Origin of the sequence: Staphylothermus marinus F1 (assembly GCF_000015945.1) — an archaeon.
Classification (GTDB): domain Archaea; phylum Thermoproteota; class Thermoprotei_A; order Sulfolobales; family Desulfurococcaceae; genus Staphylothermus; species Staphylothermus marinus.
Genome location: NC_009033.1, coordinates 1,142,737 through 1,161,940, shown reverse-complemented (window position 1 = coordinate 1,161,940; position 19,204 = coordinate 1,142,737). Strand labels below are relative to the sequence as shown.

The 19,204-nt window shown below is 33.1% G+C and carries 22 protein-coding genes; 11 read left to right on the top strand and 11 right to left on the bottom strand.

Translation table 11 applies throughout. The annotated features are described in order from the left end of the window. The 6 genes from SMAR_RS06225 to SMAR_RS06200 form a co-directional block, all read right to left on the bottom strand. Entirely contained in the window at nucleotides 1-450 is a 450-nt protein-coding gene (locus SMAR_RS06225) for an NUDIX hydrolase (protein WP_148676764.1), read from the bottom strand. Beyond that, nucleotides 440-1,009 carry a class IV adenylate cyclase gene (cyaB, locus tag SMAR_RS06220; protein ID WP_011839479.1) on the bottom strand — a complete coding sequence of 190 codons (570 nt, stop codon included), beginning with the start codon at nucleotides 1,007-1,009 and terminating at the stop codon, nucleotides 440-442. The genes SMAR_RS06225 and cyaB overlap by 11 nt, the downstream gene beginning before the upstream one ends. Next, nucleotides 1,002-2,054, bottom strand: coding sequence for a histone deacetylase family protein (locus tag SMAR_RS06215; protein ID WP_244372514.1), 1,053 nt, complete (start codon nucleotides 2,052-2,054; stop codon nucleotides 1,002-1,004). The genes cyaB and SMAR_RS06215 overlap by 8 nt, the downstream gene beginning before the upstream one ends. 123 nt (nucleotides 2,055-2,177) lie before the next feature. Next, nucleotides 2,178-3,203 carry a phosphoesterase gene (locus tag SMAR_RS06210; protein ID WP_011839477.1) on the bottom strand — a complete coding sequence of 342 codons (1,026 nt, stop codon included), beginning with the start codon at nucleotides 3,201-3,203 and terminating at the stop codon, nucleotides 2,178-2,180. 43 nt (nucleotides 3,204-3,246) lie between these two features. Then, the gene (locus SMAR_RS06205; RefSeq protein WP_011839476.1) at nucleotides 3,247-3,762 is read right to left on the bottom strand and encodes a hypothetical protein; all 516 of its coding nucleotides are present in this window, start codon (nucleotides 3,760-3,762) and stop codon (nucleotides 3,247-3,249) included. 3 nt (nucleotides 3,763-3,765) lie between these two features. After that, nucleotides 3,766-4,371: a hypothetical protein gene (locus SMAR_RS06200; protein WP_244372351.1), complete on the bottom strand. Its 606-nt coding sequence runs from the start codon at nucleotides 4,369-4,371 to the stop codon at nucleotides 3,766-3,768. A 236-nt stretch (nucleotides 4,372-4,607) separates the two neighbouring features. Here SMAR_RS06200 and SMAR_RS06195 point away from each other — a divergent pair, with 236 nt between their 5' ends. Further along, nucleotides 4,608-5,822 (top strand): DNA double-strand break repair nuclease NurA, encoded by a 1,215-nt coding sequence (locus SMAR_RS06195; RefSeq protein ID WP_011839474.1) that lies wholly within the window; start codon nucleotides 4,608-4,610, stop codon nucleotides 5,820-5,822. A 25-nt stretch (nucleotides 5,823-5,847) separates the two neighbouring features. Then, nucleotides 5,848-7,887 (top strand): ATP-binding protein, encoded by a 2,040-nt coding sequence (locus tag SMAR_RS06190; protein WP_011839473.1) that lies wholly within the window; start codon nucleotides 5,848-5,850, stop codon nucleotides 7,885-7,887. A 19-nt stretch (nucleotides 7,888-7,906) separates the two neighbouring features. Here SMAR_RS06190 and pgsA read toward each other — a convergent pair whose 3' ends face one another. The 5 genes from pgsA to SMAR_RS06165 all read right to left on the bottom strand — a co-directional run bounded on the left by pgsA (nucleotide 7,907) and on the right by SMAR_RS06165 (nucleotide 13,203). Further along, complete coding sequence (gene pgsA / locus SMAR_RS06185) at nucleotides 7,907-8,491, bottom strand: archaetidylinositol phosphate synthase (protein WP_011839472.1); 585 nt, start codon at nucleotides 8,489-8,491, stop codon at nucleotides 7,907-7,909. Nucleotides 8,492-8,497: 6 nt separating this feature from the next. Further along, complete coding sequence (locus SMAR_RS06180; protein WP_011839471.1) at nucleotides 8,498-9,346, bottom strand: TIM barrel protein; 849 nt, start codon at nucleotides 9,344-9,346, stop codon at nucleotides 8,498-8,500. A gap of 44 nt (nucleotides 9,347-9,390) precedes the next feature. Further along, nucleotides 9,391-10,785, bottom strand: a complete 1,395-nt coding sequence (locus SMAR_RS06175) for a hypothetical protein (RefSeq protein ID WP_011839470.1) — start codon at nucleotides 10,783-10,785, stop codon at nucleotides 9,391-9,393. Between the two features lie 4 nt (nucleotides 10,786-10,789). After that, nucleotides 10,790-11,941 (bottom strand): hypothetical protein, encoded by a 1,152-nt coding sequence (locus SMAR_RS06170; protein ID WP_011839469.1) that lies wholly within the window; start codon nucleotides 11,939-11,941, stop codon nucleotides 10,790-10,792. Between the two features lie 89 nt (nucleotides 11,942-12,030). Beyond that, nucleotides 12,031-13,203 (bottom strand): hypothetical protein, encoded by a 1,173-nt coding sequence (locus SMAR_RS06165; RefSeq protein ID WP_011839468.1) that lies wholly within the window; start codon nucleotides 13,201-13,203, stop codon nucleotides 12,031-12,033. A 106-nt stretch (nucleotides 13,204-13,309) separates the two neighbouring features. Between SMAR_RS06165 and SMAR_RS06160 the strand changes: the two genes are divergently transcribed. The 9 genes from SMAR_RS06160 to SMAR_RS06125 all read left to right on the top strand — a co-directional run bounded on the left by SMAR_RS06160 (nucleotide 13,310) and on the right by SMAR_RS06125 (nucleotide 19,202). Further along, on the top strand, nucleotides 13,310-13,855 hold the full coding sequence (locus SMAR_RS06160; RefSeq protein ID WP_011839467.1) for an NUDIX hydrolase: 546 nt from the start codon (nucleotides 13,310-13,312) through the stop codon (nucleotides 13,853-13,855). 1 nt (nucleotide 13,856) lies between these two features. Then, nucleotides 13,857-14,204: a hypothetical protein gene (locus SMAR_RS06155; protein WP_011839466.1), complete on the top strand. Its 348-nt coding sequence runs from the start codon at nucleotides 13,857-13,859 to the stop codon at nucleotides 14,202-14,204. A 102-nt stretch (nucleotides 14,205-14,306) separates the two neighbouring features. Next, on the top strand, nucleotides 14,307-14,477 hold the full coding sequence (locus SMAR_RS08575; protein ID WP_169696943.1) for a hypothetical protein: 171 nt from the start codon (nucleotides 14,307-14,309) through the stop codon (nucleotides 14,475-14,477). Between the two features lie 200 nt (nucleotides 14,478-14,677). Then, the gene (locus SMAR_RS06150) at nucleotides 14,678-15,292 is read left to right on the top strand and encodes a V-type ATP synthase subunit D (RefSeq protein WP_052833942.1); all 615 of its coding nucleotides are present in this window, start codon (nucleotides 14,678-14,680) and stop codon (nucleotides 15,290-15,292) included. Nucleotides 15,293-15,300: 8 nt separating this feature from the next. Continuing rightward, nucleotides 15,301-15,729, top strand: coding sequence for a DUF61 family protein (locus tag SMAR_RS06145; protein ID WP_011839464.1), 429 nt, complete (start codon nucleotides 15,301-15,303; stop codon nucleotides 15,727-15,729). 45 nt (nucleotides 15,730-15,774) lie between these two features. Further along, nucleotides 15,775-16,077: a hypothetical protein gene (locus tag SMAR_RS06140; protein ID WP_244372349.1), complete on the top strand. Its 303-nt coding sequence runs from the start codon at nucleotides 15,775-15,777 to the stop codon at nucleotides 16,075-16,077. Continuing rightward, nucleotides 16,077-18,041, top strand: coding sequence for a V-type ATP synthase subunit I (locus SMAR_RS06135; protein WP_011839462.1), 1,965 nt, complete (start codon nucleotides 16,077-16,079; stop codon nucleotides 18,039-18,041). The genes SMAR_RS06140 and SMAR_RS06135 overlap by 1 nt, the downstream gene beginning before the upstream one ends. A gap of 82 nt (nucleotides 18,042-18,123) precedes the next feature. Next, nucleotides 18,124-18,591, top strand: a complete 468-nt coding sequence (locus SMAR_RS06130; protein ID WP_011839461.1) for an ATPase — start codon at nucleotides 18,124-18,126, stop codon at nucleotides 18,589-18,591. Nucleotides 18,592-18,614: 23 nt separating this feature from the next. Beyond that, the gene (locus tag SMAR_RS06125; protein ID WP_011839460.1) at nucleotides 18,615-19,202 is read left to right on the top strand and encodes a V-type ATP synthase subunit E; all 588 of its coding nucleotides are present in this window, start codon (nucleotides 18,615-18,617) and stop codon (nucleotides 19,200-19,202) included. Nucleotides 19,203-19,204: the final 2 nt, after the last annotated feature.

Genomic DNA, 19,204 nt, shown 5'->3' with positions numbered 1-19,204 from the left:
TTAAACCTCGCTTAAAGGTATTAAACTATCATATAATTTGTTTTTCTTAATCAATAATTTTAAATAACTTATAAAACGCTTAGTAGAAGGAGTAAGTGGTTTTGGAAGATCAGCTAATGAATAAAATCGAGCTTGTAATGCATCCGACGAAGCCTTAGGCTCAGTTATATACTTGGTATTCATTAGGACATCTATGAGAACAAAATGATACTCACAATTTTTCTTAGGAAGGATCTCATCTACATAAATTATTCCAAGGGGTCTAGCATCAATACCTGTCTCTTCGAGTAATTCTCTACGAGCAGCTTCCCCGATTGATTCTCCATACTCTAAGTGTCCACCCGGTATGGACCAGCATCCTCTACATGGTTCATTTCCTCTCTTTACAAGCAATATTTTATCATCTACTAAAACAACAGCTCCCACACCAACTACTGCTCTACGAATCATCGAAATCATCTCTACATTTTTGTGTCTCTAAACAAAGCTCCAAATATGTTTTGTTAACAGGTTCTAAACACTCAGATAAACTCGAATATATATTTTCTATGATAGATCGATTGCGTGTTTCAACCTCTATGAATCTTCCCAATCCATAAACATGATCTAGTGTGACCTCCACGTCTCTCTTCCTATAAATAATTCTTTCCTTAACGAATGATATAACCCTCTGAAAGCCGAGGCAAAGCAGGATGTTATTCATTTTCCTCCAATTGTTCAATTCTACCTCTATTTCTTCTCTTGCCTTTACACCTTCACCTAAAACTTTCCTCGAACCCTTATATGTTAAGACTGTCTTTCTAATTCCTTGTCCTATATATTTTCTAATCCTAATTCTCAATGCTTCATCTGTTCGAGAAAAATCTCTGCAGGGATGATTATAGTATATATCCTTTTCGACAACCCTATATTCCTCTCTAAAATCTTTTTCTTTGAGAAAATAACTGATCTTATTGATATCATCACATATTACTCTATATTTTCCTTCAACTTCTACATATTCATTCACGACTTTGCCTCCACACCTTAGTTATTGTGTCAAAAATTTTTCTCGCAATCATTAAGTTATATAATGATATTTTATTATTAGTTATTGTTGTACTATATTGTTTTTCAATACCAAGTAGTCCGTTGAGAAGCGCTGGTATACCTTTTATTAATCCTAAACCGTATCCGCCTTCTAAAACAATTACTACTGGAACATCTATTCTCGAAAGCTTCCTACCTATATAGTAATATGAATACTGCGACAAATCTAGATCAGCTAATCCATCATTCTTGTAACCATCAAATCCAGCGGATACAATAAGTGCTTCAGGACCATATAATTGTATGAGCTTAAATGCATAATCAACTATGTGAATATATGAATCATCACCAGTATGTGGTAAAACTATGAAATTAACAGAGTACCCTCTTCCTCTACCCATTCCTATATCCTCTGGAAAACCAGTAAAGGGATAAAAGTCGTGGGGATTTCTATGAATATCAATATGTAGAACATCGTTGTTTTTATAAAATATTTCCTGTGTTCCATTACCATGATGTACATCTATATCCAGTATAGCTACCCTCTTAAACCCTCTATCTTTAAATCCAAGTACAGTAGCTGCAGCATTATTGAATATGCAGAACCCTTGAGTTGGTGCATTAAATGCTTTTCCACACTTACCAGCGTGATGACCGGGAGGTCTCATTATTAGGAATATTCTTTCTTGTTCCCCAATAGATAATCCTGTATTATATGATAGATCAAATGTTTCCAGAGCTAATTCGTAGCTGGTCTCGCTAAAATAGGTGTCAGGATCGATTTGGCATGGAGCATTATTCCTGCATTTCATAATGTACTCTATATATTTTCTACAATGAACTCGATTAAGAACTTGTAGAACTTCTTTTTCCTCATAACTGTGTTTAACAAACCTCGTATAATCGGTTAACCCATTCCTTTTAATTCCATCAATAACATACTTGATCCGTCCAGGGTTTTCTGGATGCTCAAACCAAGGACTATGCTTTCTCAACGAATCAGTTTCAATAACAATTCTAAGCATTGTCAAAAACAATCACCACTATACAGAATTGTAAATAATTTATTATATATTAATAGTATTAGAACATTCTGGTTTATAGCAACTATATTAAATAGCAAATATTATAGCTAAGAAAACTCATTGTCAAATATAAAATTCTGCTTCTCTCAATTTATCGATTAACACCTTTTTATCAGGATCTTTCTTAATCTTTACTATAGCAAGATTTGGATGGCCAGCTATATCTAGTGCGAGCCCCTCACCTATAAGGAACTTCGCGATTCTGTATGCTTTACCTCTTGGAGCCTTAATTATTAGTAATGAATAGTTTTTATTTGTATCAATTAATACTGCAACAGGTGCTTTTAGAATAGATGATATCTTGGACGCTAATGCAGTGCCTCCACGGTGTTTCCACACGCTACGTGCATCTATAAATCTTAGCTCACCGATCTTTACAGCGCTCAACGCTAGATCAAGTGCTTTCTCCTTTATTTCCTTATCTCTTATCTCAATTATCTTCTTTACCTTCTTCATGACTCCTTCGCTTAAAGGCATTGGTAATGGAGATGGTGAAGCGAGCCAATCAACAATTTTAACCCAGAGATCCTCGTCTCTTATCGCTGTTAAAGCTTTTGAGAACATTGAGGTTATCTGGAATAACTTCAGATATTTTTGTGGAACTTTTTTACCACTATCCATATACTTGACTACTTCGACAAATGATTTAAGTCTAGAATGTATTGATATACCATTTTCCACTAATAATTTTTCAACAATTCCTGCAGTAGGCATTCTGCGATCTATGATTAATTCATCAACCACTTCTTTAAGCTTCTCTTTGTTTGTCAGAGTAGATAAGTGGTGATCAATATACATTATTTTCTTTACTCCAAAATGTTGCTTAATTATTTTTAAGACACGCGGTACAGTATCCGTATATGGTAGATCTAAGAGAATTACTAGATCATAGTTTCCTCTGAAGTTTCCAATTATAAATTTTAGTTTTTCCGGATCAACAGGTTTTTTATCAACAATAGCTTTCGCCTTCAATGGATACATACCAAGTTTTTCCTGTGAATAAACTATTAGTGCTGCAGCAACTACTCCGTCGGCATCCCAGTCTCCGCCGACAAATACTCTAGCAATATTCTTACTCGTCTTTGTCAATAGTGATCGCCTTCTATTATTGTTTATGGTCTGAATTATTTCGTTATTCTATATTTTTTGTATCTATATTTGTTTTCCTACTTTTATACTCTCTACCGACTTCTATGGATATCTGTCCAATTGTAAATACTGCTATTATTAATAGAAATACTTTAAATAGTGGTGATAAGTCTACATTGTAGTAAATATTATATTGTTCAATATAGCCGCTGAATTCTCCGAAGTTAAACATTAATAACACAATGTATAACATTAATAAACCCAGCAATGTATTCATAGCTCTACCGTAGGGTATATGTCTTACTAGGAAAGTACCTATAATCGATAATGTCATGAATATTGCTAAGATATTTATGTCAATTAATTTGAAGCTTATAATTGAATTCATATTGAAATCCTTTAATCCACTAGCTCCCATAAGATACGGGATAACATAGTACACTATTAGTCCGAACAAGATAACGTAATATACTATATAGTAGAATAACCCTTTAACTACACCTATCAGTATAGTTTTTGATATCTCCCTCGATGTTAAGGGTTTTGTGATATACGTCATATTTTAACCACCCAACGTGAACAATGCAATTCTTATCCCGTAGACAGAGAACTCAATATATCTAATACTTCCCGGATCAATGCCCGTAATATCTAAGGATACAGTGTATTTATTATTTGGAGATACATAGAAGTCCTCGTAAACCTTATCCATTAAAACCCTCCCATCTTGATCCATTAATATTATTTTAACCGGGGCTTTTACAACATCACGTGGCGAAGAAACATTGAATACTAGATAATCTTTTCCCTGATATTTTTCTACTTGTATTTTTTCAATTAACAATTTTGTTTGGCTTAGTAAGGAAGATACGTTAACTGCTGGTTGTGTTATTTTTATTTTACCTATACCTGTATCCATCATAACCGACAAATACAGTCTTTCGCTGAGATCATTTTTATTCACTAAGAATTTTATAGTCAAAACTTTGTTAACGAGAGGTTTATTCATCGATTCAATATTTATTTTCCCCACAGTCTTATTTTTCCATACGACTTCATAATTAGGACCCTTTATCGGTGCTGTCTTGTTCCATGTAATATTGACTAAAACTTTTACGGAGACCCTTATCGATTCATTATTTTCTTGAGTAACATTGATATATTCCACTTGAAACCCCATTCGGGTAGAAGATATAGCTTCTAATAATGGAACTGTATTGTTTAAAACAATAGATGCAAGCTGATACACATACAGAGCTCCCAATACATAAAATATTATTCCGATAATCATTAGCGCCGAATATAAGGCTTTATTATACAATATGTTATTCACCTACAGAAGAATCCAGTTCCAACTATTTTTAAATCATATTATATGTCCCAAATAAATATTGGAGGAGAATCATGGGATCATTAACATATTTAATCGATAAGATAAGAAGGATCGCAGAGAACAATATAGATACGTACGCAAGAGATGATGATAGTAGAATACATAGACTCTACGATTACATTGAATATGTATCTGAAAATGTTAAAACAACTAGAAAACCGGAAATGACCTTTATTGATTTAGGTAAAATTTATCCGAGTAAACGATTCACAAACATATATGCTGTTGACAGCAGCTCAAGAGTTGTTGATACTCCATATTTATTTATAGCAATTGGTTCTGTATCAGTTATTAATAGATTCAACGGATTCATAATAGATCACCCAGAACCTTCTCAACTAATAAGAAGTTCTCCAACAAGTACTGGTAAGTTTTTAGCAATTGTTCCAGAAATCATATCTATTATAGATGATATACGTAGTGATATAGAAGAGATAGCTTATACACATAACCCTGCTGGAGCACCCTATACTCCAAGCTATAATAAATTCGCAATACTAGATGAACTTAGAATTAGGCTGGAAAACTATATGTTGAAACAATTATGTTCTAGAAACATAGAAGACTCGATATTGTTTCTTGATGGACCAATATATTATGTTCCACCAATTATAAAAGACATCGATAAAAACAGTATGGAGTATCAGTATCTTCAAGCCTGGAAAATCCTTATGAAGGAAAGAGTAAAGCTTGTCGAAAAAATAATTAGCAGAAACAATGTGGTTATAGGAATTGTCAAAAGATTATATAAAACAAATCTATTATCAAGAATTGATCCTTTAGGAATAGCTGGGAATGCCCGAATAAATGATGAAGCATATCTATCGCTGGCAGTTAATAATGTTGTAAAAAACAATGTTAAAATATTTGTTCTTGGACCAATTGAATATTCTTTCTACAATACTCGTTTAAACACTGTTTTTCCTGTCAAGAAAATATATTATCTCGGAATACCTAAAAGAACAATTTATGGATATAGTGGATTCAGAGAATACGCTTTTTATAGGTTTGAGATCCTAAGTAGCTCTGAGAGATTCCTGGATAATAAAAATATATCCTCTCTAGATCCTGTTCTTTACGATAGTGTTGTTGCAGGGAGTATATTGCCTCTAAGTATATTGATCGTTGATCAAAGAGTTAAAAAGATCACTTCAGCAATAGCCAATAATTTAATACGTGAAATTTCGCAGAGCGGCGAAACAACATTAAGGTATATTTCATTATAGAATTAATCATGTAGTGGTGCAGGTTATGGATGATATAATAGCTAAGCTCGAGAAAAAGTTTAGAAAAGCCGTTGAAATAGCTGAGAAGTACGGAGATATAATTGGATGGGTATCGCGAACAAGTCCTTCAAGCATAACCGAGGAAGGAGGAATAGTTATTTTCGACGTGGACCCCGCTACTTACTTTAGCAATTTCATAGATATTGCTTCCGCTGGTAGTTATTTAGCAGTAGTAGATATTAAGACAGAGCATATAATAAGTATGAAAGTCTTAGGTGTCGAGAGACGCGATATTCTTGCAGAACTTGATCTACCAGATATGTACATTTCCCTGCCTGGAAGAGAAGTCTCAGGACTACTAACTAGGACACGGGTCAAAGCAAAACCTCTATTAGAATATGATCCGGAAACAGGCAGTGTCAGCATAGCCAATTACGTTATTGAGCCACAATCCCCTGTAATAAAGCTGAGAAATCCAGTAGTGATACAGAAAATATTGGGATTACCCACTGAAGGAGTTTTCATTGGATATGTAACAATAGGTGATAAACCAGTATTTGATATTGGTGCACCACTCTATCTTCCCCTAAAAACATTTTATCAACACGTACTTGTACTGGGAACGACAGGTTCAGGAAAAACAACATTACTCAAAAACATGGTTACCTCATTATATTCTAGATACAATATAAGAAATGAAATAGATACAACAATGATAATAATGGATCCGAACAGAGATTATGTAACACTCCCACTAAAACCTAGGTGGGAGTTCAGCGAAGGCGTAGATAAGGAGTTAGAACAGAAAATACTGGAAAAAACAAAGGATAAAGTAAAAAGACCTAAAGGATTAGTGATTATTCTCCCAATAACTCGTTACGTAATTGAACGTATAGGCGGGGAGTATAATTGGGCGAAAACACTTAAGTTCATTGCAGAAGACTATGTTAGATCAACATATGAATCTATTGCGTTAAGAATGGGGTGGAGTCTTTCTATTGATAAGTTAAGCGTTATAGAAGAACCCGGAAATCCACCACTCAGATTTGTCAAGTTAATAATCAAGGTGAATTATGGAGATGACATAGATGAATTCACATTGTTCATAATACCCTATGGTTTCAGGTTTAAAGATATATCATCAAAAGAATTCATATCTCTAAACCCCTATTTTACTCGCCAAGCAAAAGATGGTTTATTTAGATTAATGAATTACTTAAAAGCCAAAAACGCAGTTGTTGAAACCATTTATGATTTCTACGAATCTCTCAGAGAAGCAAGGATAAGATATCATGAGAAACCTGGAACTAAACATGGAATAATAATTGATCCAAACCGTGAATACATTGTCGAATTAATAAAAGAACTAGCTATTCATAAATCAACACTAGAAAACATGATTAGACAAATAGGCTCACTAATTGATACAGGTTTATTTGATATTGAAGTTAAACAAGGAAAAGGCGAGGATAAATACTTACATGAACCACCAATTGAGACAATGCTTGAAAAACACTATGAAATATTTGAAGGATACCCGATAATAATTGATCTAGAATATCTCCAGGAAAACAGCATAGCTGATCCAGAGAAAATAATTAGCATAGTTGCATTCAGAATCCTAAACAGAGTATTCTCATGGAAGATATTACGAACAAGACAAAGAATCTATACTCAACCAGTAATAATACTAATTGATGAAGCCCATAGATTCTTTCCAAGCAAGGGAGGGGGGCGAGAAGAATATATTGAGCACGTATCGAGTATGATTGATAGAATAGCTAGGCTTGGAAGAGCTCGTAGACTAGGACTAGTGTTCTCAACTCATTCACCAAAAGATGTTCATGATATAATTCTCCAATTAGCAAATACTAAAATAGTTTTAAGAATGGATAAAAGCCAATTATCCAGCCTCGATATACCAAGTGAATATAGAGAGCTAGTTATTAGAGCTAGTGATAGAGTAGGAATTGTTAAGAGCCACATATTGAGAATGAGCTATATATCGTTTCGAACACCATTACCGCTGGCAGGACATTATGATTTATCAGCAATTAATATCTAATACTACACGGTATAGCCTATTAAGTTTGTCTTGTTTCTTTATATACATGTATTATTCTCTGTAATACTGTTAGAATAGATAATGCTAATAATGTATAGAATAAAAACAAACTTACATTAAAGAATCCTAGATAAACAAAAAATGCAATTAAAAAGATAAATAACAATCTCTCTCCTCTCTCAATAATCCCCACACCTTCCATTTTAATATTCAAAGATTCAGCTTTAGCTCTCGAATAGCTTATCATAAAAGAAAATATTAGAAGAGAAAAAACATCTAAGATGCCGAAACCCATGTATAGTAATGAAATAATAAATAGAGCGTCTGAAAACCTATCAAGAGTTGAATCGAGAAATCCTCCAAAACGTGTTACATTTCCAGACGCTCTAGCTACAGCACCATCTAATACATCCATAAGCCCTGACAAAATAATAAATAATATAAACCATGAAACCCTAGAGAAATAAGCTATTGAAACAAATGCTAGAAAAGCAAACATTAGAGATAAACTTGTAATATGATTTGGCTTAATACCGGTACGAGCAATCTTGAAACCGATCTTTTCCAGGTATACTTTAACATAGCTCCTTAACTTTGTCAGCATAACTATTCAACCACATATTCTATTACATATTTTCTTCATTTCTAATGCATCAATTTCAAGTAGGGGGCTCTCAGATATTACTACAGAATTAATGCCGGTCTCACATAAACCCTTACATACAGTCTCGAAGCAGGGACCATATTCCTTCTCCTTTAGGGAATGATGTCTTATCTCTCCTTTACTACTATATTCTATCTTAGAGAAATGCGAGTGTAGAGGATTTACTGCTTCTCCTCCAAGGTTTTTCTCTATTATCTCAATAACTTCTATAACATTATCAATACTATTAATTAACTTACCATTACTTCTTGCATGTAAATGAGCCCAATCTATAACTGGCCGGACATTATCAAGTAGAGACGAAATATTAATTATTTCCTCGAGACCGCCTATCTGCGATTTTTTCCCAGCAGTTTCAGGGCCTAGAATGATTCTTTTATAACCCATAGTATTCCTGTATTCAATGACTTGTTTTAAACTATTAATAACTTTTCTTAGTGCTTCATTCCTATTATATTCTCCATAATATCCTAGATGAAAAACAACAATGTATGCATTCATCCATGAAGCTGCTTCAATACTTTTAATCAGCCTAGATATACTGGCTTCTATGACTTTATTCTTAGAGCTAGCAAGATTTATAAAATAGGGTGCATGAATGCTCAATAAAATATCATTTTTCCGCGCTTCTTCTCCGAGTTTATATGCTTTTTCCCTAGTGATTCTTACTCCTCTTACAGCTTCATACTCCATAGCGTTTAAGCCTATCTCCTTTAGAAATCGTGGAGCAACTTCTATTTTTTGGTTTTTCATAGATAAAGGTTTACCTGCGGGTCCTAGATGAACGGGAAGCATTTACAAAGCCCTCTTCTCTTTCTCTACTACTTCATTCTGTTTTCTCAGTATGTTGCTTCCTTGATTTTATCGAATAATGGTTTATACATGTTTTCTTTCCCTTTTTCTCTGAGCAATTGATATCCTAGGTAATTCAATAATTTCATATTATGTATTTCGTTTGAACTAAACTCTACATTGTTTATTTTGACGAATTCTGGATAATATGTATCCATGAATACTCCTATTCTTTCATAATAAGCATTTCTATACTCTATTGGTAGATAACTTGGAAGATCGCAGTCTTCACATATTGTTACTAATCCATAATCAGCCACAATTATCTCGTTAACTCTACCGTAAACTACAACTATGTTCTCTCTCTTTGTATATCCACGAGCAATATCTTCGCTGACAAATATTTTTCTCCAAATACTTTTAATAGCAGATTTACTTCCCTCATTATATAATCTAATGAGTTGTTCTGATGGGATATTCGATATTTTCTCTATCAGATCATTTAGATTTAGTGATCTATAAATGCTCGATAAATTAATGCCTGACAATAACTTCTCAAATAACAACTTTGGATCTATGGCTGGAACAGTATAATTATTATCTTTATTCTCTAGAAGAGCTATTATTTTACGTAGGTTTTCATCTAAATAATTAATTCTACTACTTAATTTTTTATATGGGAATATGCTTTTCCATATTGTTTTTTTGTCTTTTCTAGCAATATCCCAGAGATCAGGAGAAGCTTCATTTAATAGGTGATTTATTAGTAAGAGAATTGTTTTGTATTCTTTTATTAATTCTTCAACTTTACCCTTAATACTTAAGATCTTAGCTAACGATAATAAATCCAGTAGAGGAAATAAGAAGCGCTTAATTCTTAAATCAATTAATGAATAAATACCATCTTCTAAATATGCCTTCTCAACTAAATCAACTAATAACTTATATATCTGAGGGGGTTGATCAGGTAATAGAAAAACTATTTTCATAGCTCCTTCTCTAATAGAATTAAAAAATATATCGTATAGAAACAAGGTTTTTAACCAAGCATAAAACCTTCCCAGAATAAATGAACTACTCTTCAACCCCGGTGTTTCTATGAATAAATAGATCTCGGGTATTTTCTCATATTTACTAATATTTTGGAGAATACTTAGAGTAGTACCAAGATCGAAGCCTTCTGAACCATTAACTAATATTTCTATTTTCTCATCATAAAACTTAACTCCTTTTAGAAATAAACTAGACAGTTTATAAGAGTAAGCTATGCTATCGAATCCTCTTGTTGTTAATGGTTGGTATCTTGGAAAACCAACGTCTTCTATAATTATTTGTTCGTTTCTATCATATCTTTTAGAATACTTAGGAGATATGATGAGTTTTCTTATATCTTTTCCAGAGATAGGAGCTTTATCCATCATACCATATAATAGTATAAGCACTATCTTACCACCAATTCCCAGAAATAGTGTTCAGTTCTGAAACAACTGAATCGATTAAAGAATCTAATTCCATCATATTCTCAGCTAGAACTTCTAAACGCTTCATTAAACTATCCCATAACTTGAACACATCGGCTTTCCTATAATACTTGAGAAACTCTAAATGTTTCTCGACAGAGTATATCTTAACTAATACTTTATCAACATTAGCGATATCCTTAATACTAGCATTATGTGGAATACGTATATTCTCCCCTGTAAAGAACTGTATTTCTTTAACATCATCAAATGATAATCCAAGCCTTGCTAAAGCAGCATTAACTGCTTGTTTTGAAGCATCAAGAATGGTCTCATTTAATCCAACACGGTATTCTTGTTCATAAACCGGATCATCGTTGAAGAAAACAGTGAATAACATGTTTTTAAGCTCAACATTTCTAGCCTTAATACTCATATTATAAACGAGTATGTCATCAACGTATATCTTCACTTTTCCACCAATAGTTGTCAAAGGTTTAATATCTACATAATCATACATAAGGCCTTTAACTAGCCTAGATACTTGAAAATTCTCTGAGGGCTCAGTAATTATTTTCACATTTTTCGAACTATATAGCTTTATTCTTAATACTTGTTCATTGTCCAGAATTAAGGGTGAGATTTCAGGGAATACATATGATTCACTACCATCCTTGTTCAACGTGGACAAAGTAATACTGACCAATGGATACTTTTTAGAAAAAATAACAATCAATAATCCTAAAATAACTATTATAACTAATGATGCGCCCGCACTAAAAACACTCATACCACGAATAAATAAAAAAGCTATCACAACAGCTTCAATGATTGCAACTATTGTCAACAATGATAACGAATATAAACTCATAAACCTTAACAAACCAATACCTAACCTATCCCTCCTCAAACTATAAACCAGAATAACCAGGAGAAACACTATAATCACAGAGATCTTTAAAAGCTCTGCCAACCTTAAACCAATCAAGCCAGTAGTCGAAGCTAAATAAGTAAATATATCAGTACCAGTATTAATTAACGCACCAAAATAAACCCATACCGAAATAACTGTTAAAACAGCCAGTATAGATCCCCTAACAACCAATGAAAAGACCGGCATAAACAACTTACTATTCACACAACACACCTAAACACACTTATTACACTCAATATATAATAATACACTCACTAAGAATATATTAGGTTTAAACCATTTTAACAAAACAATCAAAAAGGAGATTTATAAATAAATCTTCTCTTAAACAATTTATGAGTTTTTTCAGTATCTAAATCCCAATTCCTCTTCTCTTGCAGAAAATTCTGATAAGGTATAGTGAATTTCCTGAAAGATTTCAATATAAACCTCAAGGTCTTAATTTCCTCAATATATCCATCGTTAAGCAATGATAATAGAAAATAATAGATATCATCTTTCCTGCCTAGTGTTTCAAACATTATAGCTTGAATAACATACTTGGCCCTACTTATTTCTTCGTTGCTATTAACAGAATACGAGATACCAATTAAATTCTCCAAATTTTCAAATAGAAGAATTAAGGCTCTGTATAAGTTATAATTTTTAGCTTTAACAATAATTACTAATGGATCGCCGAAGTATCTAACAAAAATACCTGTTTTCATATAAATTCCTTTAATTAAAGAAAAACGAAGAACGTGATTGTTTAAGTGCCTGTTAAGTATTCTAACAGGTATAGAAAGTTTATCTGCTAGATCGTATATAGTTGTAAACGCGTTTTTCTCAAACTCCTTAATAAGCATAAGATCTATTATATCATGGGGTTTAGAGTGTTCCGTAGTACTAGTTTTAATTACATATTTGTTTTCCATGAATATTTCCATCATTTCCTTTAGCTTATTAAAATTATATCCAGTTATTAATGGATGTCTATCAATATTTAATGTTAACTTTGGTTGTCTACGAATGTTAGTGTCAAAATAATAATAATAAACATGTTTTTGATCAACTTTCTTTTTTAATTCTTCTAGTATACTGTGTACTAGTTCTTTGCTGTATTCAAACGGAATATAGTATTGTATATAAGTACCAAATATATCTTTTGTTAATCCATAACTTTTAATCCATTCGATAAAAGGCAGTTCATGAAACTTTACAATGTGTTTCTCGACAAATACTAGTAATATATCTAGACCTATTTTTGAATAATCAATTACTGCAGTAAACTCTATATTATTATTGTAAAATCTGCCAACAATCTTTGAAAGCTTATAGGGATCGTATCCTATTTCTCTTCCAACATAGCTATAGTATCCTAATTTACGGACTCTCGTTAAAGCATTGACTAGCTCTATTGTTTTTTTATTTGAAAATATTTTCTTTAAATTTTTTATTATTCGTGTTTCTTTTGATCTGATTCTCAATGTTAATGACCATGTTATTAAATAATTATTTATTATGAATATTACATGACATAATAATTTTATCTGCCAATGGGCTTAATAATATTTAAAATGATCGGTGATTCGTATGGAGGTAGAACTTGTAGGTAAAAAGGAGTTGTTCAGTGGTTTAAGATTCTCTGTTGAGCGTCGACAAGTTAGGATTAATAATCGTGTTGTTGAGAGAGATGTAGTGGTCTTCCCGGATAGTGTAATAATTCTTCCAGTTCTTAAAAGCGATCAGATAATTCTGATTAAACAATATAGAGCAGCTATCAATGACTACATATACGAAGTACCTGCTGGAGTAGTTGAGCCGGGAGAATCTATTAGAGAGGCAGCTAGGAGGGAACTTATAGAGGAGACAGGATATGAGCCGGGAGAACTTATAGAGATTGGAATATACTACCCTACACCAGGCTATAGTACTGAAAACATGCATTTCTTTATAGCGAGAAACCTAGAATATGTAGGCATGAAGCCTGAACCATACGAGGTTATAAAACCATATGTTATATCAGTTAAGGATGCCTTAGAAATGATTAAATCAAACGAAATCAAAGACTTGAAAACAGCTCTCCTAATACTATATTATATACATTATATGTGGAAGAAGAGTGAGGGAGAAGACTAAATTGAGCCAAGACCCAAAAATCATCAAGAGAGCGCTCTCAATTAAATTATATTTCGAGGGGCCAAGCGATTGGACCACTAGGGAACTAATAGACATTGTTGACGAATACTTTATGGAGAGACTCCCAGTAATGATCAATAATGCTTTAGAACCATATGGCATGGAAGCATCTATATTAGAAGATAAAACAGCTTGCGAAATTCTCGGTGAAACCCCTTCATGTAAAAACACATTAGTTATTGCATTATATGTTGCAGGAACAAGCAAACCCGCCTACTATGCTATATATAGGTATAGAAAAGGCGATAACACTTATGAGTTTTTCCTCGAGAACCTAGTTCAAGCATAACTAATAATGATATTATTTATATTTTTTCTTCAAGATCATTTATCTCTTTATTAAGCAAACATACAGATAAGATCAATTCTATAACTATTCTCGGTGAAAAACATGAACATCAAACGCATCAACAAACTATTAAAGCTCATAAAGATCTTCGCATTAATCGCACCAATAATATCAATCGCTGTAACTCTAGCCAGCGGCAACACAGTATCTCCAACTGGTTCAGCTGGAGAACCGGGAGGAGATCCAATAGATGGAGATCCTGTACCCATATAAAAATGGCAATGTCAACAGTTATATATTAAATGAAACAATGAGAGTTATCAAGAAATTTTATATATTTATTATGAAATAGACTTTTTTTATCCTTCCAATTCTTAAATACGCTACTAGCTAAACAGACAGAAAGAATTTATTAATTATTATTTAGTTTTGTTTTTCTAGGGGTTAATTAATGGTTTATGTTGTGGTTTGCTATGTCTAGTGTTTTGAGAGTTAGACCGACGAAGATTGAGCTTATTAGGCTTAAGAGGAGGAAGGCTCTTGCTGAGAAGGTTCATCGTATTTTGCGTGAGCGTTTGACTATTCTTGTTAATGAGTTTTTGGTTAGGGTTAGGGAGGCTTATAGTCTTAGGAGGACTGTTAATGATTTGGTTTTTAATTTGTATAATGATTCTGTTTTGTTGAATAGTGTTTATGGAGAGTATGGTTTTCAGTATTTTAGATCTATTACTGTTGAGGGGCTTAGGGCTGTTATTGGTGTTGAGAATATTATGGGTGTTAAGACTCGTTCAGCTGTTGTTAAGCATTCTAAAACGATAGAATATGTTTATCCTGGTTTTGATTCTTTCAGGGATGGGGCTCGGAAGCTTATTGAGGCTATAATTGAGCTTGGAAGAGCTGAGCAAGCTTTGATTGCTTTGGGCAGGGAGATTGAGAGGACGAAGAGGAAAGTTAATGCTTTGAAATATATTATAATACCTAGGCTTGCCAACACTATTAGGTATTTGAATATGAAGTTTGAGGAGAGGGAGAGGGAGGAGAAGGCTAGGCTTAAACGTATAAAGAGTGTTTTAGAGAAGAGGAGGTAATAGTTTCCTTGTCTGACTATTTCAATGATCTTATAATGCGTGCTTTGAGTGAGGAGCTTAGAATTGTGAATAAACACATTGTTTACAGTAAGAAGAGCTTGTGTGATCTATTATCTATGGATGTACCGTATCTTATTCTTAGAGATGGATCTAAAAGCCTCATTGACCGTAAGGAGCTCGAATTATTAAAGAATCTCGTGGATGGTGATCCTTGTAAACTAATGCTGCCCATAATCATTGAGTATAATCCTTCCCTTGGAGAATCAGCTTATGTTGTTAGAGATAAAGTTGCCGCTAAAACTTTGGCTAAATTGTTAGGCTTAAAATATGAGAATGGGCCATTGATTCTTTATAGACCCCAATTATATATGGTTAGGCTTAAGCTCCGGACAGTGACAACTATAGTTTTTATTCCCTCTTATCAATTTAATAAATAATGTAGAAAAGCAGTATAAGACAACTAGTTAATGTGGCGTTTAAAGATGAGTAATCCAGCAATTGAAGCCTTAGAGAAAGAAATCGAGAGCATATTGAATGAGGCGAAGAAAAAGAAGCTGAAAATTATAGGTGATGCAAAGAAGAAAGCAAAAGAAATTCTCTCTAGACCTATACCCATAGATACATACAAGCTTGAAGCAGAAAAGATTATTAAGGAAGCGGAAGAAGAATCTAAGACTATATTGGAGGAAGCAAAGAGAAAAGCTGAAGAAATAAAAAATATTGATAAAGAAAAATTCGAGAAAGCAGTAAATAGGGTTGTCAACATAGTTGCAGGGATAGAGTAATGGCTCCACCAATTATAGTGAATAAACCCGTTGAGATGTATAGAATAAATATTATAGTTCCCAAACAATTAGTTGAAAAAGCATCAACTATACTACAAGAAGCCGGCACTGTTCATATCGAAAAAACAGGGCAGGGTATAGAAGAGTATATTAAACAATATGATAGAATCAACAATATTCTTAATAAAATAAATCATATCATGAATCAAGTATCTGGAGTTTCTTTAGAGATAACAGTTACTAAGCTAGAATTGGAATCATTAAGCATTGATAAGATCGAAAAGGATGTAAATAGTATTTATAGTGAAGTAGAAGGCATGTTGCAGAAAATAGCTGAGCTCGAAAATAATCTACGAGAACTAGAAGGATTAAAAAGTATCCTCCAATTTATACCTAAAAACTATTCCATCAAAAATATTTGTTTTAATGGAAAATATATTTCAAGTGTTGCTATTAGGGGCAGTATAGACGGGTTTAACCAGCTGGTTAGTTCTTTCAAGGAGATTTATGTTATATTCAAGATGCAAATAGAACAAAATATTGTAGCTATTCTAGTTTATAGTTCTGATATACATAAGTCTTTGATCGAGAAATTGTCTTTGCTAGGTTTTTCTTTCATTGATTATAATAAAATAGCCGACATAGTTTCTTTAAATGACACTATAGAGGAAGCATTGAAAAAAATTAATGAATCATATATGAAATACTCAGCTATGATAAGTGAAACTAGGAAGCGTTTAAGAGACAAGATAAATAATTATCTGATGGATCTAGGAAAGTATTTGTTAATTGTTGAGAACAAGATCATGCAAATTAAGTCTTTGCTTAGCATATACAAGAGCAAGTATCTTATCCTCCTCTCCGGCTGGATACCTAAGAATAATGTGAGACAAGTTATTGATTTATTTAAAAACCAAGGTATACCATTCTATTATGAGATTAGAGAACCCGTTAAGGGTGTTGATGAGCCTCCCACCTTACTTAGAAATCCAAAGATAATTAAATGGTATGAGTCAATTGTGAGGTTTCTTGGTCTTCCACGATATTGGGAGTGGGATCCTACTCCTATAATTGCTTATTCGTTTGCTTTATTCTATGGTATAATGTTGGCTGATATGGGTTATGCTATAGCTATAATATTATCTGCCATGCTCATACTCGACAAATTTGTTTCTGATCCGAAGAGTAGAGATTATGTGTTCTTTAAGAAAATGATAATAGTTTCTAGTATTGTAGGATTCATAATAGGTGCATTGAGTGGTTATGCATTTGGAATTCAGCTTTATGTTCTAACAACTGTTTTAAGTGATCCAATAAAATTCCTTATTTTAGCTCTAATTATCGGTCTCATACATGTTAATATTTCACATGCTCTAACACTGGCGAAGGCCTTGAAGGAGAAGAAAACAGGTGATATACTGAATGAGATGGGGATATTTATTTCCGAAATATTTGGTATTCCATATGTTCTTTACACAATGCTGAATACTCCAATACTTAACATACCCGCAGAAATGTATAGTTATTTATTATATGGAGCATTTGTTGGTATAGGATTCTTAATTATTGGTTCATTAAAGAATATGGGATTTTTAGGATTGTTGATGTGGTTATTTAACTTAACAGGTTTATTAGGAGATGTTCTAAGCTATAGTAGGCTCGCCGGTGTAGGATTAGCAACTATATTTTTGGGGGCAAGTTTTAACAGATTAGCACTATTAGCTTTTACAGGGTTAGAATCCATAATCCCAGTTCCATTAGCAGGAGTCATTATTGGTGGATTAATGACTACTATTATTTTAGTGTTTGGACACTTAATCAATACAGGACTTTCCGCTCTCGGAGGATTTATACATTCTATTAGATTATGCTTCGTAGAGTTTCTGAGTAAGTTCTATGAAGGAACAGGTTATCCGTTCGAGCCACTGAGAATAGTTATGCGTAAAAGATTGGTGATCGAGTAGGATTTTTATTAAGAAGCAATATTTTAAATCCTCAGTAACATGTTTTTAGTATTGACTAAAACATGTTTATGTGGTGAACGTTATGGATCCATTAGCTGTAGGACTCGCATATGCTGGTGCAGCATTTGCCTTAATGGGCGGATTAATAGGTTCGTCTATAGGTATGGGTAAGGCTGGTTCTGCTGGATCAGCTACTCTAGCAGAGGATCCTAAACAGTTTAGAAACGTTTTCCTACTAGCATCATTACCGATGACGCAGACATTTTATGGGTTAATCATACTTATCCAGTATATTGGTTATATTAATGGGCATCTTGAAACATTAACACTTGGTAAAGGATTAGCTATTTTGGGACTAGGTCTAGCGGTTGCTGGAGCAGAGTTATTCTCGGCATGGTTTCAAGGAGTAATATGTGCTTCTGGTATATCTGAATTGCCTCGTACTAAGGGAGCCGTAACCTTTAGTACTATGATACTAGCAGTATATGTTGAGCTTATAGGAATACTTGGAATGGTATTCGGCTTCTTAGGCTTATCACTTATAGGCTAATGTTTCCGCAATGGGTGAACTAGTTGAATACTCACGAAGTAGAAGAGCTAAGACAAAAACTATTAGAGGATGCTCGAAAGAAAAGCGAGGAAATAATAAGAGAAGCAGAACGAGAAGCTGAGAGGATCATTGAAGAAGCTGAGAGGAAATGGCGTGAAAAAGCTGAACAGGAAAGAGAAAAGATAATAACTAATGCTAGATTAGAAGCACAAAAAATAATCTCTGAGGCACGCAGAAACTATAGGATCACAATAAGTAAAGCAAAAGCTGAAGTAATAAATAAAATATTAGAAGAAGCGAAGATAAGGCTAACTAATAGAATAGGATTTGATATCGAGGAATCATTGAAGAAACTACTAGATGAAGCACTATATTACATTGAGAATCCTTCAAAAATAATTATTAATCCACGTGATCGAGATTTTATAAAAAAGGTTTTGAAAGAAAAAGGATTAAAAAACATAGAAATAGTGGAATCGGATAATATATTGGGTGGATTAATTATTGAATCAATTGATGGAGAAAGAGTTGATAACTCATATAATACTAGGTTGGAAAGAGCAAAAAGTATTGTGTTAGCGGAGTTAAACATTATTTTATGGGGTAAATAAAA